Source organism: Deltaproteobacteria bacterium (assembly GCA_026388545.1).
Taxonomy (GTDB): Bacteria; Desulfobacterota; Syntrophia; order Syntrophales; family UBA2185; genus JAPLJS01.
The window spans coordinates 1-24,857 of record JAPLJS010000037.1 but is presented as its reverse complement, the minus strand read 5'-3'; the positions used below and the strand labels follow the sequence as shown (position 1 = coordinate 24,857).

At 47.0% G+C, this 24,857-nt stretch carries 22 protein-coding genes; 7 read left to right on the top strand and 15 right to left on the bottom strand.

What is annotated here, in order from left to right; all coding sequences use genetic code 11:
* Positions 1-280: 280 nt before the first annotated feature.
* Positions 281-667 (bottom strand): type II toxin-antitoxin system VapC family toxin, encoded by a 387-nt coding sequence (locus tag NTW12_03700; GenBank protein ID MCX5845449.1) that lies wholly within the window; start codon positions 665-667, stop codon positions 281-283.
* Positions 664-912 carry a type II toxin-antitoxin system prevent-host-death family antitoxin gene (locus tag NTW12_03695; GenBank protein ID MCX5845448.1) on the bottom strand — a complete coding sequence of 83 codons (249 nt, stop codon included), beginning with the start codon at positions 910-912 and terminating at the stop codon, positions 664-666. Before NTW12_03695 ends, NTW12_03700 begins: the two co-directional genes overlap by 4 nt.
* 161 nt (positions 913-1,073) lie before the next feature.
* Here NTW12_03695 and NTW12_03690 point away from each other — a divergent pair, with 161 nt between their 5' ends.
* Positions 1,074-1,934, top strand: coding sequence for a DUF4338 domain-containing protein (locus NTW12_03690; protein MCX5845447.1), 861 nt, complete (start codon positions 1,074-1,076; stop codon positions 1,932-1,934).
* Positions 1,931-3,157, top strand: coding sequence for an IS4 family transposase (locus NTW12_03685; protein ID MCX5845446.1), 1,227 nt, complete (start codon positions 1,931-1,933; stop codon positions 3,155-3,157). Before NTW12_03690 ends, NTW12_03685 begins: the two co-directional genes overlap by 4 nt.
* Positions 3,158-3,474: 317 nt before the next feature.
* On the opposite strand, the gene NTW12_03680 is transcribed toward NTW12_03685, so the two are convergent.
* The 3 genes from NTW12_03680 to NTW12_03670 form a co-directional block, all read right to left on the bottom strand.
* Positions 3,475-4,446: a branched-chain amino acid ABC transporter permease gene (locus NTW12_03680; GenBank protein MCX5845445.1), complete on the bottom strand. Its 972-nt coding sequence runs from the start codon at positions 4,444-4,446 to the stop codon at positions 3,475-3,477.
* 15 nt (positions 4,447-4,461) lie between these two features.
* Complete coding sequence (locus tag NTW12_03675) at positions 4,462-5,346, bottom strand: branched-chain amino acid ABC transporter permease (GenBank protein ID MCX5845444.1); 885 nt, start codon at positions 5,344-5,346, stop codon at positions 4,462-4,464.
* Positions 5,347-5,505: 159 nt separating this feature from the next.
* Complete coding sequence (locus NTW12_03670; protein ID MCX5845443.1) at positions 5,506-6,648, bottom strand: ABC transporter substrate-binding protein; 1,143 nt, start codon at positions 6,646-6,648, stop codon at positions 5,506-5,508.
* 472 nt (positions 6,649-7,120) lie between these two features.
* Here NTW12_03670 and NTW12_03665 point away from each other — a divergent pair, with 472 nt between their 5' ends.
* The 3 genes from NTW12_03665 (at position 7,121) to NTW12_03655 (ending at position 8,448) form a co-directional block, all read left to right on the top strand.
* Entirely contained in the window at positions 7,121-7,420 is a 300-nt protein-coding gene (locus NTW12_03665; protein MCX5845442.1) for a hypothetical protein, read from the top strand.
* Positions 7,421-7,961: 541 nt separating this feature from the next.
* The gene (locus NTW12_03660; protein ID MCX5845441.1) at positions 7,962-8,222 is read left to right on the top strand and encodes a hypothetical protein; all 261 of its coding nucleotides are present in this window, start codon (positions 7,962-7,964) and stop codon (positions 8,220-8,222) included.
* A 52-nt stretch (positions 8,223-8,274) separates the two neighbouring features.
* Positions 8,275-8,448, top strand: a complete 174-nt coding sequence (locus tag NTW12_03655) for a hypothetical protein (protein ID MCX5845440.1) — start codon at positions 8,275-8,277, stop codon at positions 8,446-8,448.
* Between the two features lie 109 nt (positions 8,449-8,557).
* Here NTW12_03655 and NTW12_03650 read toward each other — a convergent pair whose 3' ends face one another.
* Positions 8,558-10,951 (bottom strand): sodium-translocating pyrophosphatase, encoded by a 2,394-nt coding sequence (locus tag NTW12_03650; protein ID MCX5845439.1) that lies wholly within the window; start codon positions 10,949-10,951, stop codon positions 8,558-8,560.
* A 647-nt stretch (positions 10,952-11,598) separates the two neighbouring features.
* On the opposite strand from NTW12_03650, the gene NTW12_03645 reads away from it, so the two are divergent.
* Both NTW12_03645 and NTW12_03640 read left to right on the top strand, forming a co-directional pair.
* A complete protein-coding gene (locus NTW12_03645; GenBank protein MCX5845438.1) occupies positions 11,599-12,063 on the top strand; it encodes a 3D domain-containing protein in 465 nt (154 codons plus the stop codon).
* Between the two features lie 21 nt (positions 12,064-12,084).
* Positions 12,085-14,175 carry an acetate--CoA ligase family protein gene (locus NTW12_03640; protein MCX5845437.1) on the top strand — a complete coding sequence of 697 codons (2,091 nt, stop codon included), beginning with the start codon at positions 12,085-12,087 and terminating at the stop codon, positions 14,173-14,175.
* Positions 14,176-14,178: 3 nt separating this feature from the next.
* On the opposite strand, the gene NTW12_03635 is transcribed toward NTW12_03640, so the two are convergent.
* From NTW12_03635 to phoU, 9 genes are all read right to left on the bottom strand, one after another.
* On the bottom strand, positions 14,179-14,463 hold the full coding sequence (locus NTW12_03635) for an MTH1187 family thiamine-binding protein (protein ID MCX5845436.1): 285 nt from the start codon (positions 14,461-14,463) through the stop codon (positions 14,179-14,181).
* Positions 14,464-14,471: 8 nt separating this feature from the next.
* On the bottom strand, positions 14,472-15,119 hold the full coding sequence (locus NTW12_03630) for a TrkA family potassium uptake protein (GenBank protein MCX5845435.1): 648 nt from the start codon (positions 15,117-15,119) through the stop codon (positions 14,472-14,474).
* A 12-nt stretch (positions 15,120-15,131) separates the two neighbouring features.
* The gene (locus NTW12_03625) at positions 15,132-16,502 is read right to left on the bottom strand and encodes a TrkH family potassium uptake protein (GenBank protein MCX5845434.1); all 1,371 of its coding nucleotides are present in this window, start codon (positions 16,500-16,502) and stop codon (positions 15,132-15,134) included.
* Between the two features lie 24 nt (positions 16,503-16,526).
* Complete coding sequence (gene lspA, locus NTW12_03620; GenBank protein MCX5845433.1) at positions 16,527-17,027, bottom strand: signal peptidase II; 501 nt, start codon at positions 17,025-17,027, stop codon at positions 16,527-16,529.
* A 97-nt stretch (positions 17,028-17,124) separates the two neighbouring features.
* Complete coding sequence (ileS, locus tag NTW12_03615) at positions 17,125-19,905, bottom strand: isoleucine--tRNA ligase (GenBank protein ID MCX5845432.1); 2,781 nt, start codon at positions 19,903-19,905, stop codon at positions 17,125-17,127.
* Between the two features lie 179 nt (positions 19,906-20,084).
* Complete coding sequence (groL, locus tag NTW12_03610; protein ID MCX5845431.1) at positions 20,085-21,719, bottom strand: chaperonin GroEL; 1,635 nt, start codon at positions 21,717-21,719, stop codon at positions 20,085-20,087.
* 25 nt (positions 21,720-21,744) lie between these two features.
* Entirely contained in the window at positions 21,745-22,038 is a 294-nt protein-coding gene (gene groES / locus NTW12_03605) for a co-chaperone GroES (protein ID MCX5845430.1), read from the bottom strand.
* Positions 22,039-22,238: 200 nt separating this feature from the next.
* Positions 22,239-24,002 (bottom strand): ATP-binding protein, encoded by a 1,764-nt coding sequence (locus tag NTW12_03600; protein ID MCX5845429.1) that lies wholly within the window; start codon positions 24,000-24,002, stop codon positions 22,239-22,241.
* Positions 24,003-24,007: 5 nt separating this feature from the next.
* Complete coding sequence (gene phoU / locus NTW12_03595; protein ID MCX5845428.1) at positions 24,008-24,697, bottom strand: phosphate signaling complex protein PhoU; 690 nt, start codon at positions 24,695-24,697, stop codon at positions 24,008-24,010.
* Positions 24,698-24,857: the final 160 nt, after the last annotated feature.

Sequence of the window (24,857 nt, the reverse complement as noted above, 5' to 3'; positions counted from 1 at the left end):
TTTACCGTCAGTAACCTTGACCAAAACCCGCTGCCACCCCGCGTAGCCAACACTTCCTGGTACTGTTGCCTTTTCCCGCACCTTCCGATATGATCCCTCAATCCAAGCAAATTAGGGGCCGAACAGTATTGGCGCTGTCCCTATTTTATTCGGGTTTTTCCTCTCTTTTTTGCGATAGGGAATGATGGAGATTCTCGTTGACAGCAGCGTTATCCTGGATATCGTTACGGCTGAAATTTAAGCCCTGACCCCATATAGAGTATCCCCCTATTTCCCAAATCTATACAGCCAACACCGATTCTTGATATTGGGAAACAGAAGCATCGCCGGTGAGCAACACTATCCCTTCCGTACGGGCTTGGGCAAGCAACAGGCGGTCGAAAGGGTCTTTATGAAGTGATGGTAACGAATCAACCTTCAAGGCATGTTCAGCGGTTACGGGGAGTTCGGTGTATCCCTGCACTACGAGCATCTTTCTCAAACGATACGGATCAACCTTGAAATCGTCTCGTCCAAGTCCCAGCTTGATAACAATCTCCCAGATACTTGCCGCACTGAAAAACAGACTATTCGCGGGCGTCGTCAAAAGGGTGCGGGCTGATTCGGAGAGCTTCTCCGGCTGCCCGGCCGCCCACAGGAGAATGTGCGTATCGAGCAGCAGTTTCACGTTGACTTGCCCTCAAAAAGTCGCATGATCGCCGACGCCCCAAGAGAATCAAAATCGTCAGGCGCCGAAATCTCACCCGCCATAAATCCCAGCTTTTCAGCGCCTTTTAGCTCTTCTGCGGATAGGGGCGAAACCTTGACCATCGGCTTTCCTGCCTTGGCAATGATGAAGGCATTTCCTTGCGCAGCCTCCTCAACCAGACGGGAAAGGTGCGTCTTCGCTTCATGAATATTGATGGTTAGCATAGCATACCTCATCGAGATTGGTTTAATGAACTTAGTTTATGTAGTTTATGCCCATGGCCGGAAATTGTCAATCTTAAATTAATAGGGGCGCTGTAACTTTTTTTTACGATTCGTGCATTTTTTGCTGGACTCATCCTTCCTTTTCGGGTATGTTACGGGGCATGGAACAAGCCACAGCCGTAGACCAGAACCACGTCCAGCATATCAGAGCATTGCTTTCCGCCAATCCCCAATGGCACCGTTCCCATCTGTCTTTAGAACTCTGCAAGTTGTGGGGCTGGCAAAGTCCCGCAGGGCAATACAAAGACATGGCCTGCCGCAGCCTCCTTTTAAAACTGGAACGAGCGGGCGCTATTGTTTTGCCCCCCCGCCAGGGGAAACGCACTTTTCATTCGCGTCCGGCTTATCCCACCGTCCCTCACCGGCAAGAAACGATCAGCGACCATCTCAAGGGGTTGGTTCCTCTCCAGATCACCGTTGTGAGCCAGGATACGGAGGATTATAAATTATTCAACTGCCTGTTGTCACAATATCATTACCTGAGTTACCGGGGCGCCGTCGGGGAAAACCTCAAGTATCTGATCCGCGATGTTCAGGGTCGCCCTCTGGCTTGTCTCCTGTTTGGCTCCGCGGCATGGAAAACCGCGCCACGGGATACCTTCATCGGGTGGACACAGAAGGACCGGGAAGGCAACCTGCGGTATCTGACGAACAACATGCGCTTCCTTATCCTGCCCTGGGTCGGTGTTCCCCATTTGGCCAGTCATGTCCTCTCCCGGATCACCCGTCGCATCAGCGCCGATTGGCAGGAAAAGTATGGTCACCCAGTCTATCTGCTGGAAACATTTGTCGATCGCTCCTTGTTCCGGGGCGTCTGTTATCAGGCGGCAAACTGGATACTTGCCGGACAGACCAAGGGCCGCACCCGCAATGACCGTAATCATGATATCCAGTCCCCTGTCAAGGACGTCTACGTCTATCCCCTGGTCAAGGACTTTCGCCGGAGGCTCTGTTCCCTATGAGAGCCCAAGAGGAACAGAAAAAACCCGGCCCCAAAAGAAAACCTCCAATTCGGGAAGAGGACATCCAGGGGTTCAAATATCTGGATTCCTTCTTCAAAACATTAAACCGCTTTCATGATGTCAAAAGTCATCAGAACCGGAAACTCCACTATGATCAATATCTGGCCCTGATGCTTCTTTATTTCTTTACCCCCGTGCTCACCAGTCTGCGGGGAATCCAACAGGCTACTACACTGGAAAAAATGCAGAAACGTCTTGGCATCAAGAAAACAAGCATGGGTTCCCTTTCCGAAGCATCTCAGGTCTTTGACGCCAAACTGCTGAACCCCCTGCTTAAGGAACTGGCCGAACAGACCCTTCCCCGGGAAAAAGATCCCGAACTCACACAGATTCAACAGATCATCAAGGCCGTGGACGGCACGCTGCTTCCCGCGCTCCCCAAAATGCTCTGGGCCTTATGGCAGGATGATCAACACCGGGCAGCCAAACTACACCTGGAAATGGACATCTTCAACCATGTCCCCACCGCAGCCGTTATTACCGACGGCAACGGCAATGAAAAGAAGATCCTCAGAATCTTGCTTGCCCCCAATACGATCTATCTCATCGACGCCGGATACGCAGAATATAAACTCCTGGACGACATCATCGCTGCCCGGAGTTCCTTCGTCATCCGTTTAAAAGACAATGCCGACTACGTTGTCCTCGAAGAAAAACCCCTCACCGAAAATGATAGAGCAGCAGGAATCCAAAAAGATCTCCTCGTCACGCTGGGCTGCAAAAGCAAACAAAATGACTGCCCACATCCTCTCCGGATCATTCAGGTTTTTCACAAAGGGGATGAAAACGAACATCGCCCCTCAAGGGTTTCCAGCAAGAAAACCTTTCGCACCAAGGATGTCGATTACACCTTACTACTGGCAACGGACCGTCTGGACCTGCCTGCAGAAATCATGGCTCTCCTCTTCACGCGCCGATGGCAAATCGAACTCTTCTTCCGGTGGTTCAAATGCGTCCTGGGGTGTAATCACCTCGTCGCCCTATCCCAAAACGGGCTAACCATACAAGTCTATTGCGCCCTGATCTCAGGCATGCTCATTACCCTCTGGACAGGACGAAAACCTACAAAAAGAACCTTCGAAATGATATCGCTCAACTTCATGGGCTGGGCCAGTGATGAGGAATTGGAACGACATATCGAACAACTCAAATCAAATGACTGAAAATTTATAAGGCAGAGCTTAACCTTCTGACCCGACAGGGGCTTCTGTGCCTTTTATACACCCCTTTTACCGTCAGTAACCTTGACCAAAACCCGCTGCCACCCCGCGTAGCCAACACTTCCTGGTACTGTTGCCTTTTCCCGCACCTTCCGATATGATCCCTCAATCCAAGCAAATTAGGGGCCGAACAGTATTGCCCTCACCCCCCTTTTTCAAAGGGGGAAACTTGAAATGTCCAAACTCCAGACCCCCTTTTTATAAAGAGGGGGATTGAAATCACTTCTCCCTTTCCTTTTTCAAAGGAAGCGACAGACCCCCTACTCCGCTTTTTTAAAGAGGGAGGCCGAGGTCACCCTTGCAAGCAGGGATCTGGCCAGAAGCGGTACGCCCCGCACAAGACCACCCGGCATAAACATGGTTATGACGATCAGAGTAATACCATAAACGATAATATCGTAGTCCTGAAAGGTCCTGAAAAACTCCGGCAAGATTGTCAGAATCGCCGCGCCAAGAAAAGACCCGTAGATACTACCTAAGCCGCCTATGATAACCATAGTGAGCAGCTCTATCGATACATTAAAACCGAAAGATGTGGGTGATATGAAGGTTACTGTATGAGCATAGAGACTTCCCGCCAGGGCAGAAAAAACACCGGAAATGGTAAAAATCTGTACCTTCAGCAGTCTGACATTGACTCCCATGATGCGTGCCGCCACCTCCGAGTCGTGAATGGCACGAAGAGCCCTTCCGATCCTTGAGGCCGCAAGATTGACAGACAGAAGAATGGTCGTAAGGGTAAAGGACCAGACCAGATAATAGTTTTTTATATCACTGTCGAAAACAATCCCGAGAAGAGTGAGATTCGGGATGCCCGACAGGCCTGAAGGGCCGCCGGTTAAATCGACGGTCTCGTTAAAGACTATGTAGATGATGATTCCCATGCCGAGGGTTGCCATGGCGAGGTAATGTCCCTTGAGCTTAAGGATAGGAAACCCAAGGATAAATGCTATAACCCCTACAACCGTGACGGCAATGGCCATGCTGAGCCAGGGATTCATGGTATATGTTGCCGTCAATACACCGGATATATACGCGCCAAGGCCAAAAAAAGCCGCCTGTCCCAAAGAAATTTGACCGGCAAGACCCAACAGCAGGTTTAACGCCACGGCTAAAATGGTATAAATACCAATAAATACAAGTACATTCATAAGATAACCGTCGCCGAAAAACACAGGTGCTGTAAAGACAGCGGCGGCAAATATGAAAAATTTCAACAATTCACGCTTCATTATCTGACCAAAATCTCATACCCTTTCCACCTCTCCCGTTATGAATAAACCCTGAGGTCTGATAAACAGGATAAGGAGGAGTATAATGAAGGCAATGGCATCCTTATAACCTGAGGAGATTAAACCCGCCCCAAGAGACTCAAGAACTCCAACAATCAACCCACCGGCAACCGTCCCCATACCGCCGCTCATACCCCCGATGATGGCGGCGCAGAACCCCTTCAGTCCGAGCATAATACCGACATCGTACGAAGTCATAGTAAGCGGCGCGATGATGATTCCCGCCACGGCACCCATGGACGAACTGATGACAAAGGAAAAAAGAACCATGTGCTTAACATCAATCCCCACAAGGCTCGATGCCACCCGATTGAAAGAACAGGCACGCATTGCTTTACCGATTATGCTGTGGTGAAAAAAAAGCCTGCTGGCAGTGATAATTATGAGTGTAATACCAAAAATCCAGAGATTTTGCGGCATTATCGTGGCGCCCCAAAGAATGATCGGGTCTTCTCCGGAAAACATAGGAAGGGCATGCGTATCTTTTCCCCAGATAAGCATGGCAATTCCCCGGATAAGGATGCTTCCGCCTATGGTAATAATAACAAGAATAAGTGGGTCAGCATCTTTGAGGGGACTGATGGCAAGACGTTCAAACAAGACACCTGCTGCCGTTGCAATCAGAATGGCAAGAATAATAGCCAAAGGAAGAGAAAGCTGCATGGTGATATGGAAGAATACTGTCAGCATGCCGCCCAGCATTACGAACTCCCCTTGAGCAAAGTTGATTATACTGGTGGAATTGTAAATGATGGCAAAGCCTAGTCCGATGAGGGCGTAGATAGCACCCGTAGAAAGACCGGATAGGGTATATTGCAGTATTTGGTCAAAAAGTTCCATGGGTTTGTCGCATGCGAAAAGATACTCCCAACGTGAGGTGAAGTATTCACCCCGCGTTACTTTCCCAGATCAAGATAATTTTGAAAATCTGGTTAAAGGTATCCCCTGGTGGGACAGGCGTCTCGCCCGTTCAACCAGGGGTTGACATTATATAAAACACTATTTTACCAGCATCCAATTCTTATTCTTTATCGTCACAAGGACAAAGGCGTCCTTTGTCAACCCGGCGTGATCGTGAGGAGAAAAGTTGAATATACCACCGATGCCTTTGAAATTGCGTGTTTTTTCAAGTTCTTTACGAATGGCCTCAGGAGAATCTCCGCCACGTTCAAGAGCGTCTTTCAGGAGCATAACCGCATCCCATGCGTGACCGCCGAAATGATCCCCCTCCACCTTAAAATGCTTTTTGTAATCCCTTACATAGGCAAGAAGCGACTTTTTCTGCTGGTCAGATTTCGGAAGCAGATTTGCAACAACAACACGTCCCGAAGGAAGCATTATCCCCTCGGCTGCATCCCCGGCCAACTCTATAAATTTTTTAGAAGAGACGCCATGACTCATGTAAAGCGGCATGTTAAGCCCCAGTTGCTTGGCATTTCTGGCGACTTTGGCAGGTCCCGGATTCGTTCCCCAGCAGATAATCGCCTGTGCTTTGCTGCCGCGTATCTTAACCAGCTGGGCGGTCATATCTGTATCGTTGGGACCGTAGATTTCATCAGATACTATGGTGATACCGAAATCTTTAACACGGAGTTTCAACTGTTCCCTTCCAGATGAGCCGAAACCGTCAGAAACCGTCAGTATTGCCACTTTGTTAATATTCCGCTTTTTGAGATGATCATAAATGCGCTCGACGGCGAGAGAGTCGTTCTGGGCAGTCTTGAAGACCCACTTCTTTACCGGATCTGTAATCTTAATCCCGGCGGCGCAAGATATCAGAGGAATCCCCGCTCTTTCTACAATAGGAATAACGGCCAATGTCTCACCGGTCGTGCTGGGACCGATAATTGCGCTTACCCTGTCATCCTTGATAAGTCGCGTGGCCGCCTGTACCGCCTTGGTCGCATCACCCTGGGTATCGTAGACCACCAGTTTCAGCATGCGCCCCTTGATACCGCCAGCCCTGTTAATTTGATCCACCATCATGTTGGCCGTGTTGCGTTCCGGTTCACCGAGAAATGAGGGAGGACCGGTCACCGCAAAAAGCGCGCCGATTTTGATCGGTTCCGCCGCCCAAGAGTTGCCTGCAATGATTAAAACAAACCCCAGAACACAAATTACTTTAAAAATTGATTTTAGCATATCGCACCTCCTAATATATTTCATAATTAATCGTAATCCCTAAACAGAAAAAGTGTTATAAACAGGCTACTTTTTTTCTTTAGGATTAATTCTTACTGGGTTTAACGCGGAATAGGCCTGCATGCCCGCCGCCATGGCGAACAGCAGGCATCAATATGTGTAGTTGCAGTTATTCTGGTTGATTTTAAGGAAAAAGTATTGTTCTTTCATTTGGTTATCACATTTTTATAATTGGCGATACTTAATAGCATTTAATAATAATGTCAAGGGATATTTTCCTTATGTCGATTAATCTTTTCCCTTTATCTATCATTATATTCCCTTGTATTTTTTAGACTTTCATCTTGCCTGAACATGTTTTTTATGTTATGTATCAGCTCAATATTTATGGATATTAGTGTCTTGTAATAATTTCTCATAGCAATTTTTAAAATACTCATTACGGATGAATTTTGAAAAAGGAGGTCATGCCATGTCGTTACTCATCGGCGGTGCTGTTTCCGTAGTTGTTGGATTCATAGGTCTTTTTTTCTGGTGGGATGCTTTCTTTACTATCCTGAAGGGTGGAATACCCATCGTTCTTCTCATCGGCGGTATTCTTGCCGTTTATATCGGCCTCGATGAGATCCAGGACAAACTTCGGGAAGAACGGCAAAAGCAGGAGGAAAGTCTTGCTAAGGCAAAAGAGGAAATTGAAATGGTCAAAGCCCAGGCGGAACAGTATAAAGAAGAACTCGAAAGGCTAAAAGAAGATACAAAGAAGAGAGAATAAAGGCTGTGGGGAATCTTCGATCATGAAATTATTAATCATATTCGCTCACTAACCCCGAAGCAAGCTTCGGGGAATGCGCTTGCCACGGATTTGAATTCTGCTCCGTTTCACGCCCGTCAGTGCCGCTCCCTTCTCATAAAAATTGCTTATACCCCCGCCCTATCTATTTTGTTTCCACTTCAACTGATTTGTTGCATTAACACGGTTGTTTTTAAGTCATTGACATATACGCTTTTTGTTTTTATAATATATTCAAAAATACGAATCTTTAGAATGTTTATCTCAATTTTATTGTCTAACGCGGTTTGCTTGTCGTTGTTTGTAAGTAGTACCGTCCACCTCAAGCCACTTAACTAAAGTAATACAGTAATTTTTGTTAATCGTCGTTAAGCAACCTTATTTAATCATGCTCGTGGAGGGGCTATAGGAGAATGGTTCCTCAAATTACCTGTATGGAGTTTCCCCGGAAGATGCAACTCTTCCCGGGAAGCCTTTGTCAAGATTCAACTGAATCTTTTTATAAAAACAAGGAGGTGAGAATATGTACTTCATGATGATCTGCACATGGGAGCCGCAGGATGAAAGAGAAGTCAGGACAATAATGGCAAACTGGAACTGGCCAAAGGAGATAAAAAAGGTTCTTTACGGATTTCAGGACCTTCAGGGCTGCAGATCCATTTGGGTCGTTGAGAGCGATGAGATAGGGTTGATTGCTACACGGGCTGCATGGATCGATCTCCTCAGATTCGAGATCTTTCCCATTTATCCAATCGGCGAAACCAAGGCGCTGTTGAAAAAGTAAAAGGACGAACGATATATGGGAATTCATCAATGAATGTAAAGGAGGAAAAGCCATGGCAAAACTTGAGTTGACACCCGATGAGGAAAAAGAGCTTCTGGCGATTCTGGAGAGATATCGACACGACCTCCGAATTGAAATAGTGAACACGGATGACAGGGAGTTTCGAAGATTTCTCCGGAAAAGAGAAGAGTTCCTCCTCGATTTGATCAATCGCCTGAAAGCATAGAAAAAATTAATAAAAAGGGGGCCGTTAGTACGGCCCCCCTGCGTGTTAATGATAAAATTAAAGATTATGATCCGGCCTTTTTCTTATGAGCGGTCATAATTTCATTTAATTACTCGATTGGAATTCGCATCGCATAGAAGGATCTCCAGACAAAGACCAGCGCAATGATGAAGAATACAAGCCCCACAATTCCGGCGCTTTCTCTCATCCCCGGAGCGATGGCCATTTCCATTGCCAGAATCCCGAACAGTGTGGTGAATTTGATGATCGGGTTCAGAGCGACCGACGAGGTATCCTTGAAAGGATCGCCGACGGTATCGCCGATAACGGCAGCCGAGTGCAACGGTGTTCCCCGTTCTTTCAGATCAACCTCAACGACCTTCTTGGCATTATCCCAGCATCCGCCGGCATTCGCCATAAAAAGCGCCTGGAAGAGACCGAATACTGCGATCGAAATCACGTAGCTGATAAAAAAGGACGCGGGCTCGGGTCCGGAAACCGGAGCGGAGAAGAACGCGAAGGCCAGTGCGAAAGAGAAGATCGCGAGGAATATGTTGAACATACCCTTCTGCGCATACTGGGTGCAGATCTTGACGACTTCCTTTGAGTTCTCGGTGGAGCTGGATGTGTTGTCAAGATTGATGTTCTTCTTGATATACTGGACAGCTCTGTATGCGCCGGTGGTGACGGCCTGCGTGGATGCTCCGGTAAACCAGTAAATGACGGATCCGCCGCAGAGGAATCCGAGCAGTGTGTAAGGATTCAGCAGGTTCAAGATCATTTCCGGCTGGATTCCAAGGGACTTTCGGAGCAGAAGGATCAGGGAGAAAATCATGGTCGTGGCTCCCACGACGGCTGTACCGATTAGAACCGGTTTGGCCGTTGCCTTGAAGGTGTTTCCGCAACTGTCATTCTCTTCCAGGTAGTGTTTGGCTACATCCATACGGGGTTTGAATCCGAACTCTTTTTCAATTTCCTTTTCAACGTTCGGGATATCTTCGATCATGGACAGCTCATAAATGGACTGTGCGTTATCCGTAACCGGACCATAGCTGTCGACTGCGATCGTAACGGGGCCCATTCCGAGAAAACCGAAAGCCACAAGACCGAACGAGAAGACCGACGAATATTCCATAAAGTTGGAAAGGCCGAATGTGCTGGTATAATAAGCGGCGAACATCAGTGCGGCTATTGAAATGCCGATCCAGAAGGCAGCGAAGTTACCGGCAACGAAGCCGGAAAGGATATTGAGAGAGGGTCCGCCCTCTCGTGATGCCGTGACCACTTCGGCGCAGTGCTTGGATTTCGAGCTCGTGAAGACTTTTACGAGTTCCGGTATCAGCGCTGCCGCGAGGGTGCCGCAGCTGATGATTATCGAAAGCTTGAACCACAGGTCATTCGGGTAATGACCGAGCTGCCATTTACTGACGAGGAAGGTCACAATAATCGAAATGATCGATGTGATCCAGACGAGTGATGTCAGAGAGGCCTCAAAGTTAACCTTCTCCTTATCCCCCATGACCGCAGTTGAGACGACCTTGTTGATGAAATAGGAGCCGATCGAGGTGATGATCATCAGGATACGCATAACGAAGATCCAGACAAGCAGTTCTGCCTGATAAAGGGGAAATACGGCGAGAACGATGAAACTGATCAGGGCGACTCCGGTGACGCCGTAGGTTTCAAAACCGTCGGCCGTCGGTCCGACACTGTCACCCGCATTGTCGCCGGTACAGTCGGCGATGACGCCCGGGTTTCTCGGGTCGTCCTCTTTGATGGTGAAGACGATTTTCATGAGGTCCGAACCGATGTCGGCAATCTTCGTAAAGATACCGCCGCAAATACGCAGGGCGCTCGCGCCAAGCGACTCTCCAATCGCGAATCCGATGAACGATGCACCCGCCACATCACGGGGCATAAAGACCAGTATCACGAGCATCATGATGAGCTCCACGCACACCAGAAGGACGCCGATGCTCATGCCTGCGGTGAGTGGGATATTGAGCAGTTTTATCGGTTTACCTTCCAGGGATGCAAAGGCCATCCGACTGTTGGCCAGAGTATTCATCCGGATACCGAACCAGGCGACTCCGTATGAACCCAATATACCCACAATGGACCAGGTCAGGATAATAAGTACGCCGCTCAGGCCCATATTCTGAAGGACGCCGAAATAGTACACGATACATGCGCCGATGAATACTTCAAGAACGATCAGCAGCTTGCCCTGTTGAATCAAGTAGGTCTTGCAGGTCTGGAAAATGATCTCCGAAATATCCAGCATGGATTTGTGGGCCGGAAGTTTCTTGACATTGTAATATTCGTAAAGACCGAAACCCATCCCGGCAAAGCAAATCAGAAATCCGATCATCAAGAGATGATCCTGGGCCGCGCTTAATACAGGAATGACCAGTTCCGCTTCACTTGCAAAAAGAGGGCTCGCAAGCAGAATTGACAGGAACGATACAATTCCTGCCTTGAAAAATACATTTCTTGTAAACATCGCTTTTTTCTCCTTTTATTCTTAGTGCATAATTACGCACAAACTTGCAGTGGTTATGTTTGGAATAGCCCATTCAGATATTGTTGATATTACGTTCTTCCGCCTGTCGTAAAGAATTTCAACATATCGATTATAGGCTCAGAAACGACGAAGTACTTTCCAAACGTATTCAATGTGATTCAGTTCCGGGCTGTGTGGTGTTATAAATCCAACGTAAAACCTCGTCTCGCCGTTCAAATCGGCTTGGCAAAGTCTTTCCATGATGAAATCAGGTTCTATCGAGGCTTACCACCATTCAGGATCTACAGTGCAGCAGAGATTATCTTCACACAATTTGTTACTGTGTTATGTATAAATAAATGACAACTAATTAACCCCAAAAAATCCAAGCAATAATGCCTGGAGCGAGCTAACATAGCTCTCCCGCTTTGTCAATATTTTTATGTTCTCCTTATTCCTTCCCGTTATTCGCTTTTTTGAACTCTATTATATACTGATGCGCCTTTAACATGAAAACCCGTTGATGTAAATGCAAAAAAGGTACTATCAAAGATCATGAAAGTCCCGGATATATGAATGTCTTGAAATATATATGACCACTATGATAGGTTGTCTCGCAAATACCACATCCTTATCAATAAACCACAATGGTCCGTATAAAAAAAGATAGTTTTATTCTTCCGACCCTTGTCATTATCAGCGTCCTGATGACTCATGGATGCGCTACTGTTCCCCGCGACAGAGATCGGGCGACGGAAAAGCGGAAGATGCTCGTTACCGCCTACGATGCGGGGAAAAAATCAACGGGTTGGAAATATAAATACGGGTGCTGCCTGATGCCGCCGGTTTACGCTTACGGACCACACGAGGGAGAGAGGAAAAAAGTCGGTATCACCTCCGACGGATCCAAGGCAAAAAAGGGGACAATTGCAGCAGACATAAAGAGATATCCTTATGGAACGAAAATGTATGTCCCCGGTTATGGGTGGGGAGAAGTCCATGACATAGGAAGCGCCATTAAAGGAGATCATATTGACATCTTTTTCCCTGATGAAAAAGAAGCCAAGGGTTGGGGTAGAAAGTATCTCGACGTTATCATTAACAGACCATAAGTATTAAAATGGGGATTTTTCATGGACTTCTTTTTTGACCCTGAAGGAATCGCTGTTATCGGCGCAACACCAAACCCGCTCAAGGGCGGTTATGCCATTCTTAAAAATCTACTCACCGGTTATAAGGGTAATATTTATCCTGTGAACCCCCGTTATCGAGAAATTGAAGGGCTTCCCTGCTATCCGTCCGTCAGCGCAATCCCGGGTCATGTTGACCTTGCCATCGTCTTTGTGCCGGCAAAATTCGTACCGGCAACCATAGAGGATTGTGTCGCCAAAGGGATTCCCGGCGTCATGATCGAATCAGGAGGTTTTGCGGAATCCGGCAAGGACGGAAGGTCTCTGCAGCAGTCACTAAGAGATATATCTAAAAAAACGGGGATTCGCCTGTGGGGTCCCAATTGCATGGGACTTGTCGACGCCGTTCGGGGCTATGCCTTTTCCTTTATGAACCCTCTTGCACTGCAGCACGGACTCCTACCGGGCAACGTATCGCTTGTAGTCCAGAGTGGATTGCTTTCTGCAGGCTTTATCATCGATATTATGAGTCACCATATCACCGGCATCAGCAAAGTATGTTCAATAGGCAACAAAAGTGATGTCAACGAGTGCGATCTATTGCCTTATCTGCTCAAAGATGCGAGCACTGAGGTTATCGGGCTTTACTTAGAATCTTTTTCTGATGGCAGGCACTTTATCGACCTATGCCGGCAAAGCACAAAACCGATCGTGGTCCTTCATGGCGGAAAGAGCAGAAAAGGCGCCAAAGCGGCAATGAGCCACACGGCATCCCTGGCGGGAAATCAGAAGGTCATCTCAGGCGCCCTGGCCCAGGCCGGCGTTACCGAAGCCAGAGATTTTCATCAGATGATCGACCTCTGCCGGTCCCTGGCCGCCGTGCACCGACCGGTTGATCGACCGGGCCGTATTGCCATCCTCACGTTCAGTGGCGGCGCCGGCATTATCGCCTCAGATTTCATTGATGAACAGGGGCTGTCCGTAGCAGAACTTTCCCCGACAACGAAGGATGCTTTAGAGCGTCTTTTCCCCGACTGGATGCCCGTTTCCAATCCCGTGGATCTTTGGCCGTCCATCGAAAAGCATGGTGGAGGCGACATTGATGTATACAGCATGGCACTTTCGGCAGTGCTTAAGGACCCCCACGTTGATGCAGTATTATTGAGTACCTATGCCGGAAATTCCCGGATTGGGCTCAATATCAAAGACTTGGCCGAGCAAACCCGTATTGCCGGCAAGCCTGCATTCGTATGGCTTCTGGGCAGACGCGAAGAGACTTTTCGTTTTAAAAAGGAGGCCTTGTCCTACGGTATCCCCGTCTTCCAGGAGGTGTCCCGTGCCGTGGAATGTTTAGCCGCCGTTTTCCATCAACGGAAACCTTCGGAAATAATTACCCGACTTCCGGAAAAAGAAAAGGCTATGCAGATTCCCGGTGAACTGAATGATTTACTGGAGAAAGCGGCGGGGCCTTTGGATGAATACATCTCCAAGCGTATTCTCAAACTCCACGGCATCCCGACAGTTGAAGAGGAAATTGTTGTCGATTCTATCAAGTGTGAAGAAGCCGCCTCGCGAATCGGTTTCCCTTTAGTTATGAAGGGACTGCAACAAGGAAAGGTGCATAAGACCGAACTCGGCCTGGTTCATCTGGATATTGCCAATACCCAAGCAGCCCGCAGATCCTTTGATTCTTTAATGAACACAATGAACGGCCATGGTAAAATTTTAGTATACAAACAGGTGCACGGTAAAATCGAGCTAATTCTGGGTCTTTTGCGAGATCATCAATTCGGTCCCTGCGTCATGTTGGGTCTTGGCGGTATAATGGCAGAAATATTAAATGATGCGGTTTTCGCTCCGGCTCCGTTGACGGAGCAGGATGCTCTGGGACTCATCAGCCGTCTGAGGGAACAGAAGATCCTTGATGGTTTCAGGGGAGAGCCTCCCGTCAAAAGGGAAGAACTTGCACGGATACTTATTGCTTTGGGTAACATAGGCATTCAGTATCCCCGGATTCACGAAATTGACATAAACCCGTTGATCATCGGTAAACAGGGCGCTGTGGCAGTCGATGCCACGATCATTTTAAAATAGCCATTATTCCACCTTCCTTACTTTCTTTTCCATGCGCCCGGAGCCCCCTTCCCTACAGTCTATCTTCATCGTCATATACAGCCGGTTGCAGTCCTTCTTAAGATCCTCCATGCAGCGCTTTACCACAAGCATGACCTCATCCCATTCACCCTCTATGGATGTCCCCATCGGGCTGATGTGATGCGCAAGGCCACTCTCTTTAATAATTTTTACTGCCCTGGATGCGTATTTACTAACGCTCTCTTCCTTACCTATCGGGAAGATAGAAAAATCAACAATGACACTCATAAAAAACCTCACTTGATTTTCTGGATATCTTTTTCTTTCGCAATTACAACGAGGATTTCACCGTCCTTGAGTACAAAACCGGCAGGCGGCACCATATGAATCTGGTCTGTCAGAACGTCCTTAACGGCAATGACCTCAATATGATATTTGCTCCTTAACTCAAGTTCACCGATACTTTTCCCCAAAAAACTATTTGGAGGCGCTATTTCAAATATCATATACCCTTCGGAAAGGGGTAGGCAATCAAGGACGCTTGGAGAGATCAGGCTTTTAGCAACCTTACCGGCAACTTCCTTCTCGGGGATGATGACGTCCGTAGCGCCCACCTTTTCCAGGATGAGCTTATGCTCATCATTGGGGGCTTTAACAATGATTTTTTTGACCTTCATCTGTTTGAGGTGAAGGGTGATAAGTGTGCTTGCCGCAAGATCTTCTCCAAAGGAAATAATAACCACATCATTCTCCTGGATGCCAATACCATCCAGGACTTCATTATCTCTGCCGTCGGCGACAATCGCCTTGGTGGCAAAATCTTTTAAACGATGAACGGCCTCTTTATCCTTATCGATAGCAATGACATCAAAGCCGTTTTCATATAATTCCTTAACGATATTTGAACCAAAAATTCCCAATCCAATCACTACTACCCGATTCATTGCTAAACCTCCTCAACCCACCATAATAGACTCTTCCGCATATGTTAACCCCCTTTTGGGGGCATACCAGAAAAAAGCGAGAGTCAGGGGCCCTATCCGTCCCGCAAACATCATGAGAATAATAGCCAGTTTCTGACCGGAACCCAGATTTGGCGTTATGCCCATGGAAAGGCCCACAGTACCGAATGCGGAAACTGTTTCAAAAAGATATTCCACAAAAAAGTGGCGGCTCTCAAGGGGAGGTAAATTCCCCACACCCCCGAACAATAAGAGGATTGATGTAATGAGAATAACCGAAAATGCGGACGCGAAGATAATGGCAATCGTTCGCGTTAAAATCTCCCCCGGGATGGTCCTGTTAAATACATTCACCTGTTCTTGCCCTTTGAGTCGATTCCAGATCATCAGAAGGAGAAGGGCAAAACTCGTTGTTTTAATACCTCCCCCGGTTGACCCTGGAGAGGCGCCGATAAACATCAGCATAATCATGACAAGGATCGTCGGATTTGTCAGTTGACCGATATCGACTGTATTAAAACCCGCAGTCCGCGGCGTAACCGATTGAAAAAAGGATGTAAGAATCTGCGTTGTGACGGGAGCATCTTTGAGAATATGATTCATTTCGAAAAGATAAAAAAAAGCGGCGCCACAGAGGATCAGGCTCCCTGTAGTTATAAGAACGATTTTTGAATGTACCGACAGTTTTTTCTGAAATCCCCTCAACCTGGCAAGGATCTCATACTGCACGATAAAGCCTATCCCTCCCAGAACAATCAAGCCCATGACGGTGAGATTGACAATTATGTCGCTCTGATAACCCATTAAATTATCCGAGAACAGTGAATACCCGCAATTGTTGAAGGCGGAAATGGCGTTATAAATGGCATGATAGAAGGCCCAGCCCGGAGAGAAATCCTGGGAAAACCGGATAAATAACAACAATGTCCCCATAGCCTCAATAATGAAAGTAAGCCCGAGAACCCATTTCATAATCACGAAGAAATCTCTTCGCGGTGTATGGAGAAACGTCGACTGGACAATATCCCTTCCCTTAAAGGAAATGCCTCTGCCCATGATTCCAAACAGGACAACAGAGAATGTGATAATTCCCAGCCCGCCGATCTGAAAGAGAACCATGGTAACTATCTGACCGGCTATCGATAGATCTTTACCAATATCCAGAACGGCAAGGCCCGTAACGCACACTGCCGAGGCGGCTGTAAAGAGGGCATCAACAAAGGATATATGACCGCGGCCGGCCGAAAAAGGAAGCCATAAGAGAATGGCCCCAAAAAGAATCACCGAGGCGAAACTGAAGATGAAAATCTTTTGCGGAGAAAACAATCTCGAGAAGAATCTTTTTACGCTGAAGTAAATATTCATCAATATTGCTTTACCTACTCTGCCTTACACGGACGCGGAACCATCTCGCTTTTTTGTCCCTCTGAACATCTCAAGGAGCAGGATAACAGCTCCCACGGAGATCGCGGAATCAGCGACATTAAAAGCAGGCCAGTGGTGCGTTCCTATATATACATCAATGAAATCGATAACCTCTCCAAAGCGTACCCTGTCAATCAGATTCCCCACAGCACCGGACAGGATCAGGGAAAGGGCGAATGTCATGAACGGTTCTTCAATTTTACTTTTGGCGATATACGTGAGAACGAGTATTATCGCTAAAACTGTCACCGTAACGAAAAAGACAAAACGAAAAACCGGAGGGGCATCTGCCAGAAAACTGAAGGCGGCTCCCGGATTCCTGACATATGTTATATTTAAAAAACCTCCAATGACAACAAATGATTCATGAAGGAACATAGTCGAACTGATATAGGCCTTGGTGATAAAATCAAGCAGGGTCATCACCGCCACTGTGGCAAAAAGAATAATATACTTTGTTTTCAAATCATCTCTCCGTGAAACTTCCCCTTTTCACCCTCTCCCTAACCCCCTCCCATCCTTGTCCCCGCGAAGGCGGGGAAAGGGAGAGGGAATATAACGTTCAAAGGTTCGTAAGGCATCTATCACAAATAGCGGGATATTCCTGGTTCATACCTACCGTCTCACTGTAGATCCAGCACCGGTCACATTTCTGTCCCCGCGCTTTCGTCACTCCAATAGTTAAACCTTCAAATTCCGAACTTACATAAGCGTCTTTGATAGCTTCCTTCTCCACAATATTGATCTGCGAAAGGATTAACAAAGTTTTTAAGTCCTCACGATGTTCTTCTATAAATGAACGAAGATCAACGGGCGGAGCAATATCGACACGGGCGTCGAGTGAATGCCCGACTACTTTGTTCTTTCTTGCAATTTCAATTGCTTTGGATATTTCTCCCCTGAGCGCGATCATAGTGTTCCAGCTTTTGGCCAAGTCTGCATCCAGATATTGAGGATTCACTTCAGGAAATTGAGTCAGATGAACGCTTATTTCCTTTCCATCGTAAGAAGGTAACGATAGCCATAGCTCTTCCGCGGTAAATGAAAGTATCGGGGCAAGCAGGCGTATCATGGAATCAAGAATACCATACATGGCGCTCTGCGCTGACCGCCGCTGCCTCGAATCTGCCTTTGATGTATAGAGCCTGTCTTTCAGGACATCCAGGTAAAGGGCGCTCAGGTCGACAGTACAAAAATGATGAAGGGTAAAGAATGCAAGATGAAACTGATACTGACTATAGGCATCCCTTACCTGTTGAATAATTTCCTGGAGTCTATGAAGGACCCACCGGTCGATCTCTTCCATATCATGATAGGAAACGACATCACCGGATGTAAAATCATAAAGATTCCCCAGAATGAAGCGGCTCGTGTTGCGAATGCGCCTGTAGGCTTCCACAAGGCGGGCAAGTATCTCATCAGAAATTCTTATATCCTGTGTGTAATCTTCAGCGGCAACCCATAGTCTCAATATTTCTGCGCCATGCTTATCGATTACCTCTTCCGGATCAATGACGTTGCCCATGGATTTGGACATCTTCTTCCCCTCACCATCGACAACAAAACCATGGGTCAGAACAGTCCTATATGGGGCGCGCCCTCTCGTTCCCACGGATTCCAGGAGGGAAGAATGAAACCATCCCCTGTGCTGGTCGCTGCCTTCAAGATATATATCCGCCGGAGAACCGAGATTTGACCTCTTTTCCAGCACAGCAGCATGACTTACGCCGGAATCAAACCAGACATCAAGGATATCGGTCTCTCTCGTGAATTGGTCCTTCCCGCACACGGGACACACTGTTCCCGCGGGCAAGAGATCTTTTGTATCTCTCTCAAACCATACATCAGCGCCGTATTCGTTAACGAGTTTCACAACATTTCCCATAATATCCTTCGTCATAAGGTCGCTCTTGCAATGCTCACACGAAAACATCGTAATCGGCACCCCCCATAACCTCTGCCGGGAAATACACCAGTCGGGGCGATTTTTAATCATCCCGGATATCCTGTCACGACCCCATGCCGGCAACCACTGGACATTATCAATGGCTTCAAGGGCATTCTTTCTCAGGTTATTCTTCTCCATCGAGATAAACCACTGCTCGGTAGATCGGAATATGATAGGTTTTTTACACCGCCAGCAGTGAGGATAGGAATGCTCGATGTCAATATGGCCGAGCAGGGCACCGAACTCATCCAATTTTTTGATAACCGAATCATTGGCATCGAAAACGAACTGTCCGGCAAAGTATTGAACATCAGGGGTATATCTTCCATCATCATCGACGGGGGCATAATTGTCCAGCCCGTATTTCATGCCTATCTCATAATCTTCCTGTCCATGACCCGGCGCGATATGCACACATCCTGTTCCCGCGTCAAGCGTGACAAAAGGGGCAATAATGAGGAGACTCTCGCGATCAACCAGTGGATGTTTGCACTTGAGACCCTCCAGAACAGAGCCGGGAAACTCATCAAGCACTTCATAGTTTTTATAGCCAAAGGCATCCATGCAGTAATCCAGGAGATCCTTCGCAAGGATCAACGTCTCACCATTCACCTTGACTGCAACATAGATAAAATCATTGTGCAGGGCAATTGCCTGATTAGGAGGTATCGTCCAGGGAGTCGTCGTCCATATAACCACGCTGACTTTTTCCCCTGCCAGTTTCGGAATAACTCCCGATACATCAGAGATCATTGGAAATTTTACATAAATAGAGGGCGTTATATGATCACCATATTCAACCTCCGCCTCCGCCAGGGCGGTCTTACAGGAAGCACACCAGTATACCGGTTTTTTTCCCTTATAGATATCACCCTTGAAATAGAGCTTTCCAAACTCCTCAACTGTCGCCGCTTCATAATCGTACGACATGGTAAGATATGGATTCTCCCATTCTCCAAAGACTCCCAGACGCTTAAACTGCTCTCGCTGGATACCCACAAATTTTTCTGCAAATGACCGGCAGAAACGCCGTATATCTGCATGAGACATCCCTCGTTTCCTGTCACCCAGTTCCTTCTCAACCTGATGCTCAATAGGCAGTCCGTGACAATCCCAGCCAGGCACATATACACTATCGAACCCTGACATATTTTTCGATTTCACGACAATATCCTTGATTATTTTATTGAGCGCCGTACCAAGGTGGATATTTCCGTTTGCATAAGGAGGCCCATCATGAAGAATATAGGGCTTTCTCCCCTTCAATGCCTGTCTGGTCTTCTCGTAAATATTCATATCCTGCCACATTTTGAGCAACTCCGGTTCCTTCCGGGAAAGATTTGCCTTCATGGGAAAATCGGTTTTCGGCAGATTTAACGTATCCTTATAGTCCATGGTGCTCTCCTCAATGTTGTTTGTTACTGATATGATTAAGCCCTTTGCAAGGTAATATTGCATGAATCAACGAGCGGCCAAGCTATCACAGAAATCAACCGCTTTCAAGCAGAAGTAAAAAAGCCCCCTGCAGAAAAACAGGGGGCTTTTCACTTGCCGATAGGATTTTAAAACCTTTACTACATTCCCATACCGGGGTATCCACCGCCGGAAGGCATGGCGGGACCCGCAGACTTCTCTTCCGGTTTCTCCGCTATCATGCACTGGGTGGTCAGCATCAAAGCCGCCACGCTCGCCGCATTCTGGAGGGCAAATCGTGTTACCTTGGTAGGATCGATTACACCTGCTTCAATCAGGTCTTCATACTCATCTGTTCTCGCATTGAATCCAAAGGCGCCTTTTTTCCCTTTGACCTTTTCCACAGCGATGCTGCCTTCATGTCCCGCATTAAATACTATCATCTTCAGCGGTTCTTCAAGGGCCTTCTTGACGATATTGACACCGACCTGCTGGTCTCCTTCTAGCTTCAGTTTCTCGAGTGCCGGAAGTGTTCTGATATAGGCCACACCGCCGCCGGGAACGATTCCTTCCTCCACGGCCGCTCGTGTTGCGTTGAGTGCATCCTCAACACGTGCCTTCTTCTCTTTCATTTCCGTCTCCGTTGCTGCGCCAACCTTGATTACCGCAACACCGCCGACCAGCTTTGCCAGTCTTTCCTGAAGCTTTTCTCTGTCGTAATCGGATGTTGTTTCCTCGATCTGCGCTCTGATCTGCTTGACCCTTCCTTCCAGAGCTGCTCTTTCTCCCGCACCATCGATAATCGTCGTGTTATCTTTATCAATCGTGATTTTCTTTGCCCGGCCAAGGTCTTCTACTTTTGTGTTTTCCAGTTTCGCACCCATGTCCTCGGAAATCATCTTCCCGCCGGTCAGGACGGCGATGTCTTCCAGCATGGCTTTTCTTCTGTCGCCGAACCCGGGGGCTTTCACGGCAGCAACATTCAAGGTACCTCGAATCTTGTTTACAACGAGGGTAGCCAATGCCTCCCCTTCAATATCTTCAGCTATGATAAGGAGTGGCCTTCCCATTTTTGCAACCTGCTCCAGAACGGGGAGGAGATCCTTCATGCCGCTGATTTTCTTTTCATTGATAAGAATAAAGCAATCCTCAAGGCTTACTTCCATCTTTTCCGCATTCGTCACGAAATAGGGAGATACGTAACCCCTGTCAAACTGCATACCTTCTACGATCTCAAGTTCTGTTTCCAGTCCCTTTGCTTCTTCTACAGTAATGACACCTTCTTTACCGACCTTCCCCATTGCCTCGGCAATAATTGCACCGATTGCTTCATCGTTGTTTGCGGAAATTGTACCAACCTGGGCGATTTCTTTCTGGTCTTTGGTCGGCTTGCTTAACTTTGCCAGTTCCTTTACAACAACTGCGACGGCCTTCTCAATACCCCTTTTAATATCCATGGGGTTACTTCCTGCGGCGACACTCTTTGCCCCTTCTCTATAAATAGCCTGGGCAAGAAGCGTTGCTGTGGTAGTGCCGTCACCGGCCACATCACTCGTCTTGCTGGCAACTTCCTTCACCATCTGGGCGCCCATGTTTTCAAACTTGTCCTCGAGTTCGATCTCCTTGGCCACGGTAACGCCGTCTTTTGTAACAGTGGGGGCGCCATAGGATTTATCAAGAATAACATTCCTGCCTTTGGGGCCGAGGGTAACTTTAACCGCATCCGCAAGGGTATTTACACCCTTGAGAATAGACTTTCTTGCTTCTTCGTCATACTGAAGTATCTTTGCTCCCATCTATTGTATCCTCCTTATAATCAGGTTATTTCTTTTCAATGATTCCAAGAATATCGTCTTCTCTCATAATCAGATGCTCGACGCCGTCTATTTTAACTTCGGTACCGCCGTATTTGCTGAAGAGAACCCTGTCGCCGACTTTGACATCCGGTTTAATCAGTTTGCCGTCTTCTGTCGTTTTTCCTTTGCCAACAGCAACAACCTCGCCCTCGACAGGTTTTTCCTTGGCTGTATCGGGGATTATAATACCACCTTTTGTCTTCTGCTCTTCCTCTAACCTCTTAACAATCACTCGATCCTGTAATGGTCTAATCTTCATGCTCTAACCGCTCCTTTCTTTCATTTTTTTATATTTTTGTAGATATTTTAAAAGACAATCGTATCCATTCATGGATGAGGCCTTAACATAAACACAAATTCCCCCATGTCAAGGCATTCATAGTAACTTTTTTAAAAAAATAAAGGGAATGGGCTTTTTTATACAAAAACCAGCCCTGTTCCCTTCGTTTTTCTCTTATTTTAGGCAATCAGTGCGCGAAAAATCGGAAAATAAAGAAAAACAGTTGTTCCAGCACCCCATCTGCTTTCAATCTCCAAATTCCCCTGATGGGCTTTCATGAGATGCTTAACAATTGACAATCCCAAACCGGTACCCCCCAAATCCCTTGAGCGTGTTTTATCCACACGATAGAAACGTTCTCCCAGCCTGGGAATTTCACTTTTCGGGATACCGATGCCGGTGTCAACAATTTTCACGACCACAGAACCTCTGCCATCTTCAGAGGCCGTGATGGAAACCCTTCCGCCATCCGGCGTAAATTTGACGGCATTATCGAGAATATTCAAGAGAATCTGGGCTATCCTGTCTCTATCGGCCAGGATCAACGGAAGCCCCTCGGGAATGTGTTTATCTACAGTCAGGGATTTCTCTGCGGCCTTTGCTTCGAATACGGGCAGGACGTTTTCAATAACATCACCAAGAGATATCCCTTCGAGGCGTAACTTCATTTCTCCCAGTTCTATACTGGAGAGGGTCAGGAGATCATCTACAAGACGGTTAAGACGATGGGCATTCTCAGAAATTATCTGGAGAAATTTATTTGCGGTTACTTTCTCATCAACACCTCCCCCTTGAAGGGTCTCAATAAATCCGATAATTGCCGTGAGAGGGGTCTTGATTTCATGAGTCACATTGGCCACAAAATCCTCCCGTATGTTCTCCAGTTTTTTAAGCCGTGTAACGTCATGAAAGACTATCATCGTCTTTTCTTCTCCCACGGAAAGTCCATGAATAGTTGAGATAATGACACCAAGAATGATCGGATTTTCATCACCGAAAGTAATTTCCTGGAAGACCGTGGTTCCCGTTTCCCTGAACCGATCGAGGGCATCCTCTAACTCGATGCTTCGGAATGCCTCAATGGGCGTCTTATTGATAATATTTGTCGTGTACTCATTGCCAAGAATGTCTTTTAAGCTCTTGTTTATCATTTCTATACGTTTCTGACCGTCAAGGACAATGACACCTTCCGTCATGCTCGCAAAGGCTGAATCCAGTTTCCCTTTCTCTTCATGTGCGGATCGTATCTTTTCCTGATGTTCTTCAACCATGCAGTTGATATTTTTTGCGAGCCTGCCAATCTCGTCATTCGATTCGATCAGAAGGGTACCGGGAACTTCCCCACTGCATACCTTATGTGTAAATTGCTCCGCTTTCTGAATGGGTGATATGATTTTCCTGGAAAAGAGAAAAGCAATAAGCAAGGAGGGTATAATGACGATAAGAATGCCTTTATAAATGTGGCTGTATAGCTGATCAACGGACTTTTTCACATCAAAGAGCGGACGGGCAAGGCGAACGTAACCCTTTAGTTCTGAGCCTTCCCTTATTGGAAAGGCAATATAGAGCATATCCACACCGAGGGTGCGACTGTAACGAATTGCTTCTCCCTGACCCTTGATCCTGGCCTCCTGTATCTCCGTACGGTTCAGGTGATTATCCATCTCCGCCACATTTTTCTCTGAATCTGCTATGACCCAGCCCGTGGCGCCAATCAGGGTAACCCGTGACCGGGATATATCGGCCAGAGAGGATATCTGCCTTTCAATTTCGCTTTTTGTCAGGAACGTTATGATTCGTGCCTGAGCCGTCAAGTCATTTTTTATCTCCTCTACCAAATCACTTTTAATCTGCTGAGCAAATATCAATCCCATAACAGCGACAGCAAGGAGTATTATCACGACATAACTGACAAAAATCTTGTAGAACAGACGGCTCTTCACCAGTGTTACCCCTGACTCTCACAGGTTGGTGCATGGCGGACGCTCTTTCCCGTAACCATATACACAACCATGTCTGCAATGCCCACCGCGTGATCCGAAATCCGTTCGAGACTCTTGGATATCTGCATAATGATGAGAGCTCTATGTATCTTTCGGGGATCCTCCATCATAAACGTGAGGAGTTCCCGGAATACCTGTTCATTGAGGTTATCGATGGTTTCATCCTCCACCCTGACTTTCTGCGCTAAATTGGTATCCTCATTCACCAGGGCATCAAGGCTTTCCTTTATCATCGCCCGTGCAATTTCTGCCATACGGGGAATATCGATATAGGGTTTCATCGGTGGTTCTTCACTTAAAATAATCGCTTTTTCAGCAATATTAGCCGCCATATCGCCGATCCTCTCCAGATGTCCATTTATTTTAATGGCCGTCGTGATGTACCTCAGGTCCCGCGCCGTGGGCTGCCTCAATGCAAGAATTCTAATACACTTCTCTTCAATCTCAACATCAAGCTGATCAATTGTATTATCATCGCAAATTACCTTGCGGGCGATCTCCGTATCCCTATCCAAAAGGGCCTTTATTGCCAGTTCTATTGCCTTTTCTACAAGCGCTCCCAAATAAAGAAGACTTTCCTTGACGTCCCTGAGTTCCCTTTCATAGTGGGTGCTGGTATGCCTTTTTTCCACCATTGTATTATCTCCATATTATTAATTAGTTCGTCCTGAAAAATGCAGGCTGAAACCCGCGTAAACATTGATACTGCTCTTTGAAAACTGAAGAAAGTTGTAGGATTTGGTTGTTTTTATCTGTGATTTATGCTATAAGCTACTGATATGAAAGTACAAATAC

Excerpts from the sequence above, each read along its gene's own strand:
- NTW12_03695 (MCX5845448.1), bottom strand. The coding sequence starts at position 912 with ATGCTAACCATCAATATTCATGAAGCGAAGACGCACCTTTCCCGTCTG.
- NTW12_03690 (MCX5845447.1), top strand. The coding sequence starts at position 1,074 with ATGGAACAAGCCACAGCCGTAGACCAGAACCACGTCCAGCATATCAGA.
- NTW12_03685 (MCX5845446.1), top strand. The coding sequence starts at position 1,931 with ATGAGAGCCCAAGAGGAACAGAAAAAACCCGGCCCCAAAAGAAAACCT.
- NTW12_03680 (MCX5845445.1), bottom strand. The coding sequence starts at position 4,446 with ATGAAGCGTGAATTGTTGAAATTTTTCATATTTGCCGCCGCTGTCTTT.
- NTW12_03675 (MCX5845444.1), bottom strand. The coding sequence starts at position 5,346 with ATGGAACTTTTTGACCAAATACTGCAATATACCCTATCCGGTCTTTCT.
- NTW12_03670 (MCX5845443.1), bottom strand. The coding sequence starts at position 6,648 with ATGCTAAAATCAATTTTTAAAGTAATTTGTGTTCTGGGGTTTGTTTTA.
- NTW12_03665 (MCX5845442.1), top strand. The coding sequence starts at position 7,121 with ATGTCGTTACTCATCGGCGGTGCTGTTTCCGTAGTTGTTGGATTCATA.
- NTW12_03660 (MCX5845441.1), top strand. The coding sequence starts at position 7,962 with ATGTACTTCATGATGATCTGCACATGGGAGCCGCAGGATGAAAGAGAA.
- NTW12_03655 (MCX5845440.1), top strand. The coding sequence starts at position 8,275 with ATGGCAAAACTTGAGTTGACACCCGATGAGGAAAAAGAGCTTCTGGCG.
- NTW12_03650 (MCX5845439.1), bottom strand. The coding sequence starts at position 10,951 with ATGTTTACAAGAAATGTATTTTTCAAGGCAGGAATTGTATCGTTCCTG.
- NTW12_03645 (MCX5845438.1), top strand. The coding sequence starts at position 11,599 with ATGGTCCGTATAAAAAAAGATAGTTTTATTCTTCCGACCCTTGTCATT.
- NTW12_03640 (MCX5845437.1), top strand. The coding sequence starts at position 12,085 with ATGGACTTCTTTTTTGACCCTGAAGGAATCGCTGTTATCGGCGCAACA.
- NTW12_03635 (MCX5845436.1), bottom strand. The coding sequence starts at position 14,463 with ATGAGTGTCATTGTTGATTTTTCTATCTTCCCGATAGGTAAGGAAGAG.
- NTW12_03630 (MCX5845435.1), bottom strand. The coding sequence starts at position 15,119 with ATGAATCGGGTAGTAGTGATTGGATTGGGAATTTTTGGTTCAAATATC.
- NTW12_03625 (MCX5845434.1), bottom strand. The coding sequence starts at position 16,502 with ATGAATATTTACTTCAGCGTAAAAAGATTCTTCTCGAGATTGTTTTCT.
- ileS (MCX5845432.1), bottom strand. The coding sequence starts at position 19,905 with ATGGACTATAAGGATACGTTAAATCTGCCGAAAACCGATTTTCCCATG.
- groL (MCX5845431.1), bottom strand. The coding sequence starts at position 21,719 with ATGGGAGCAAAGATACTTCAGTATGACGAAGAAGCAAGAAAGTCTATT.
- groES (MCX5845430.1), bottom strand. The coding sequence starts at position 22,038 with ATGAAGATTAGACCATTACAGGATCGAGTGATTGTTAAGAGGTTAGAG.
- phoU (MCX5845428.1), bottom strand. The coding sequence starts at position 24,697 with ATGGTGGAAAAAAGGCATACCAGCACCCACTATGAAAGGGAACTCAGG.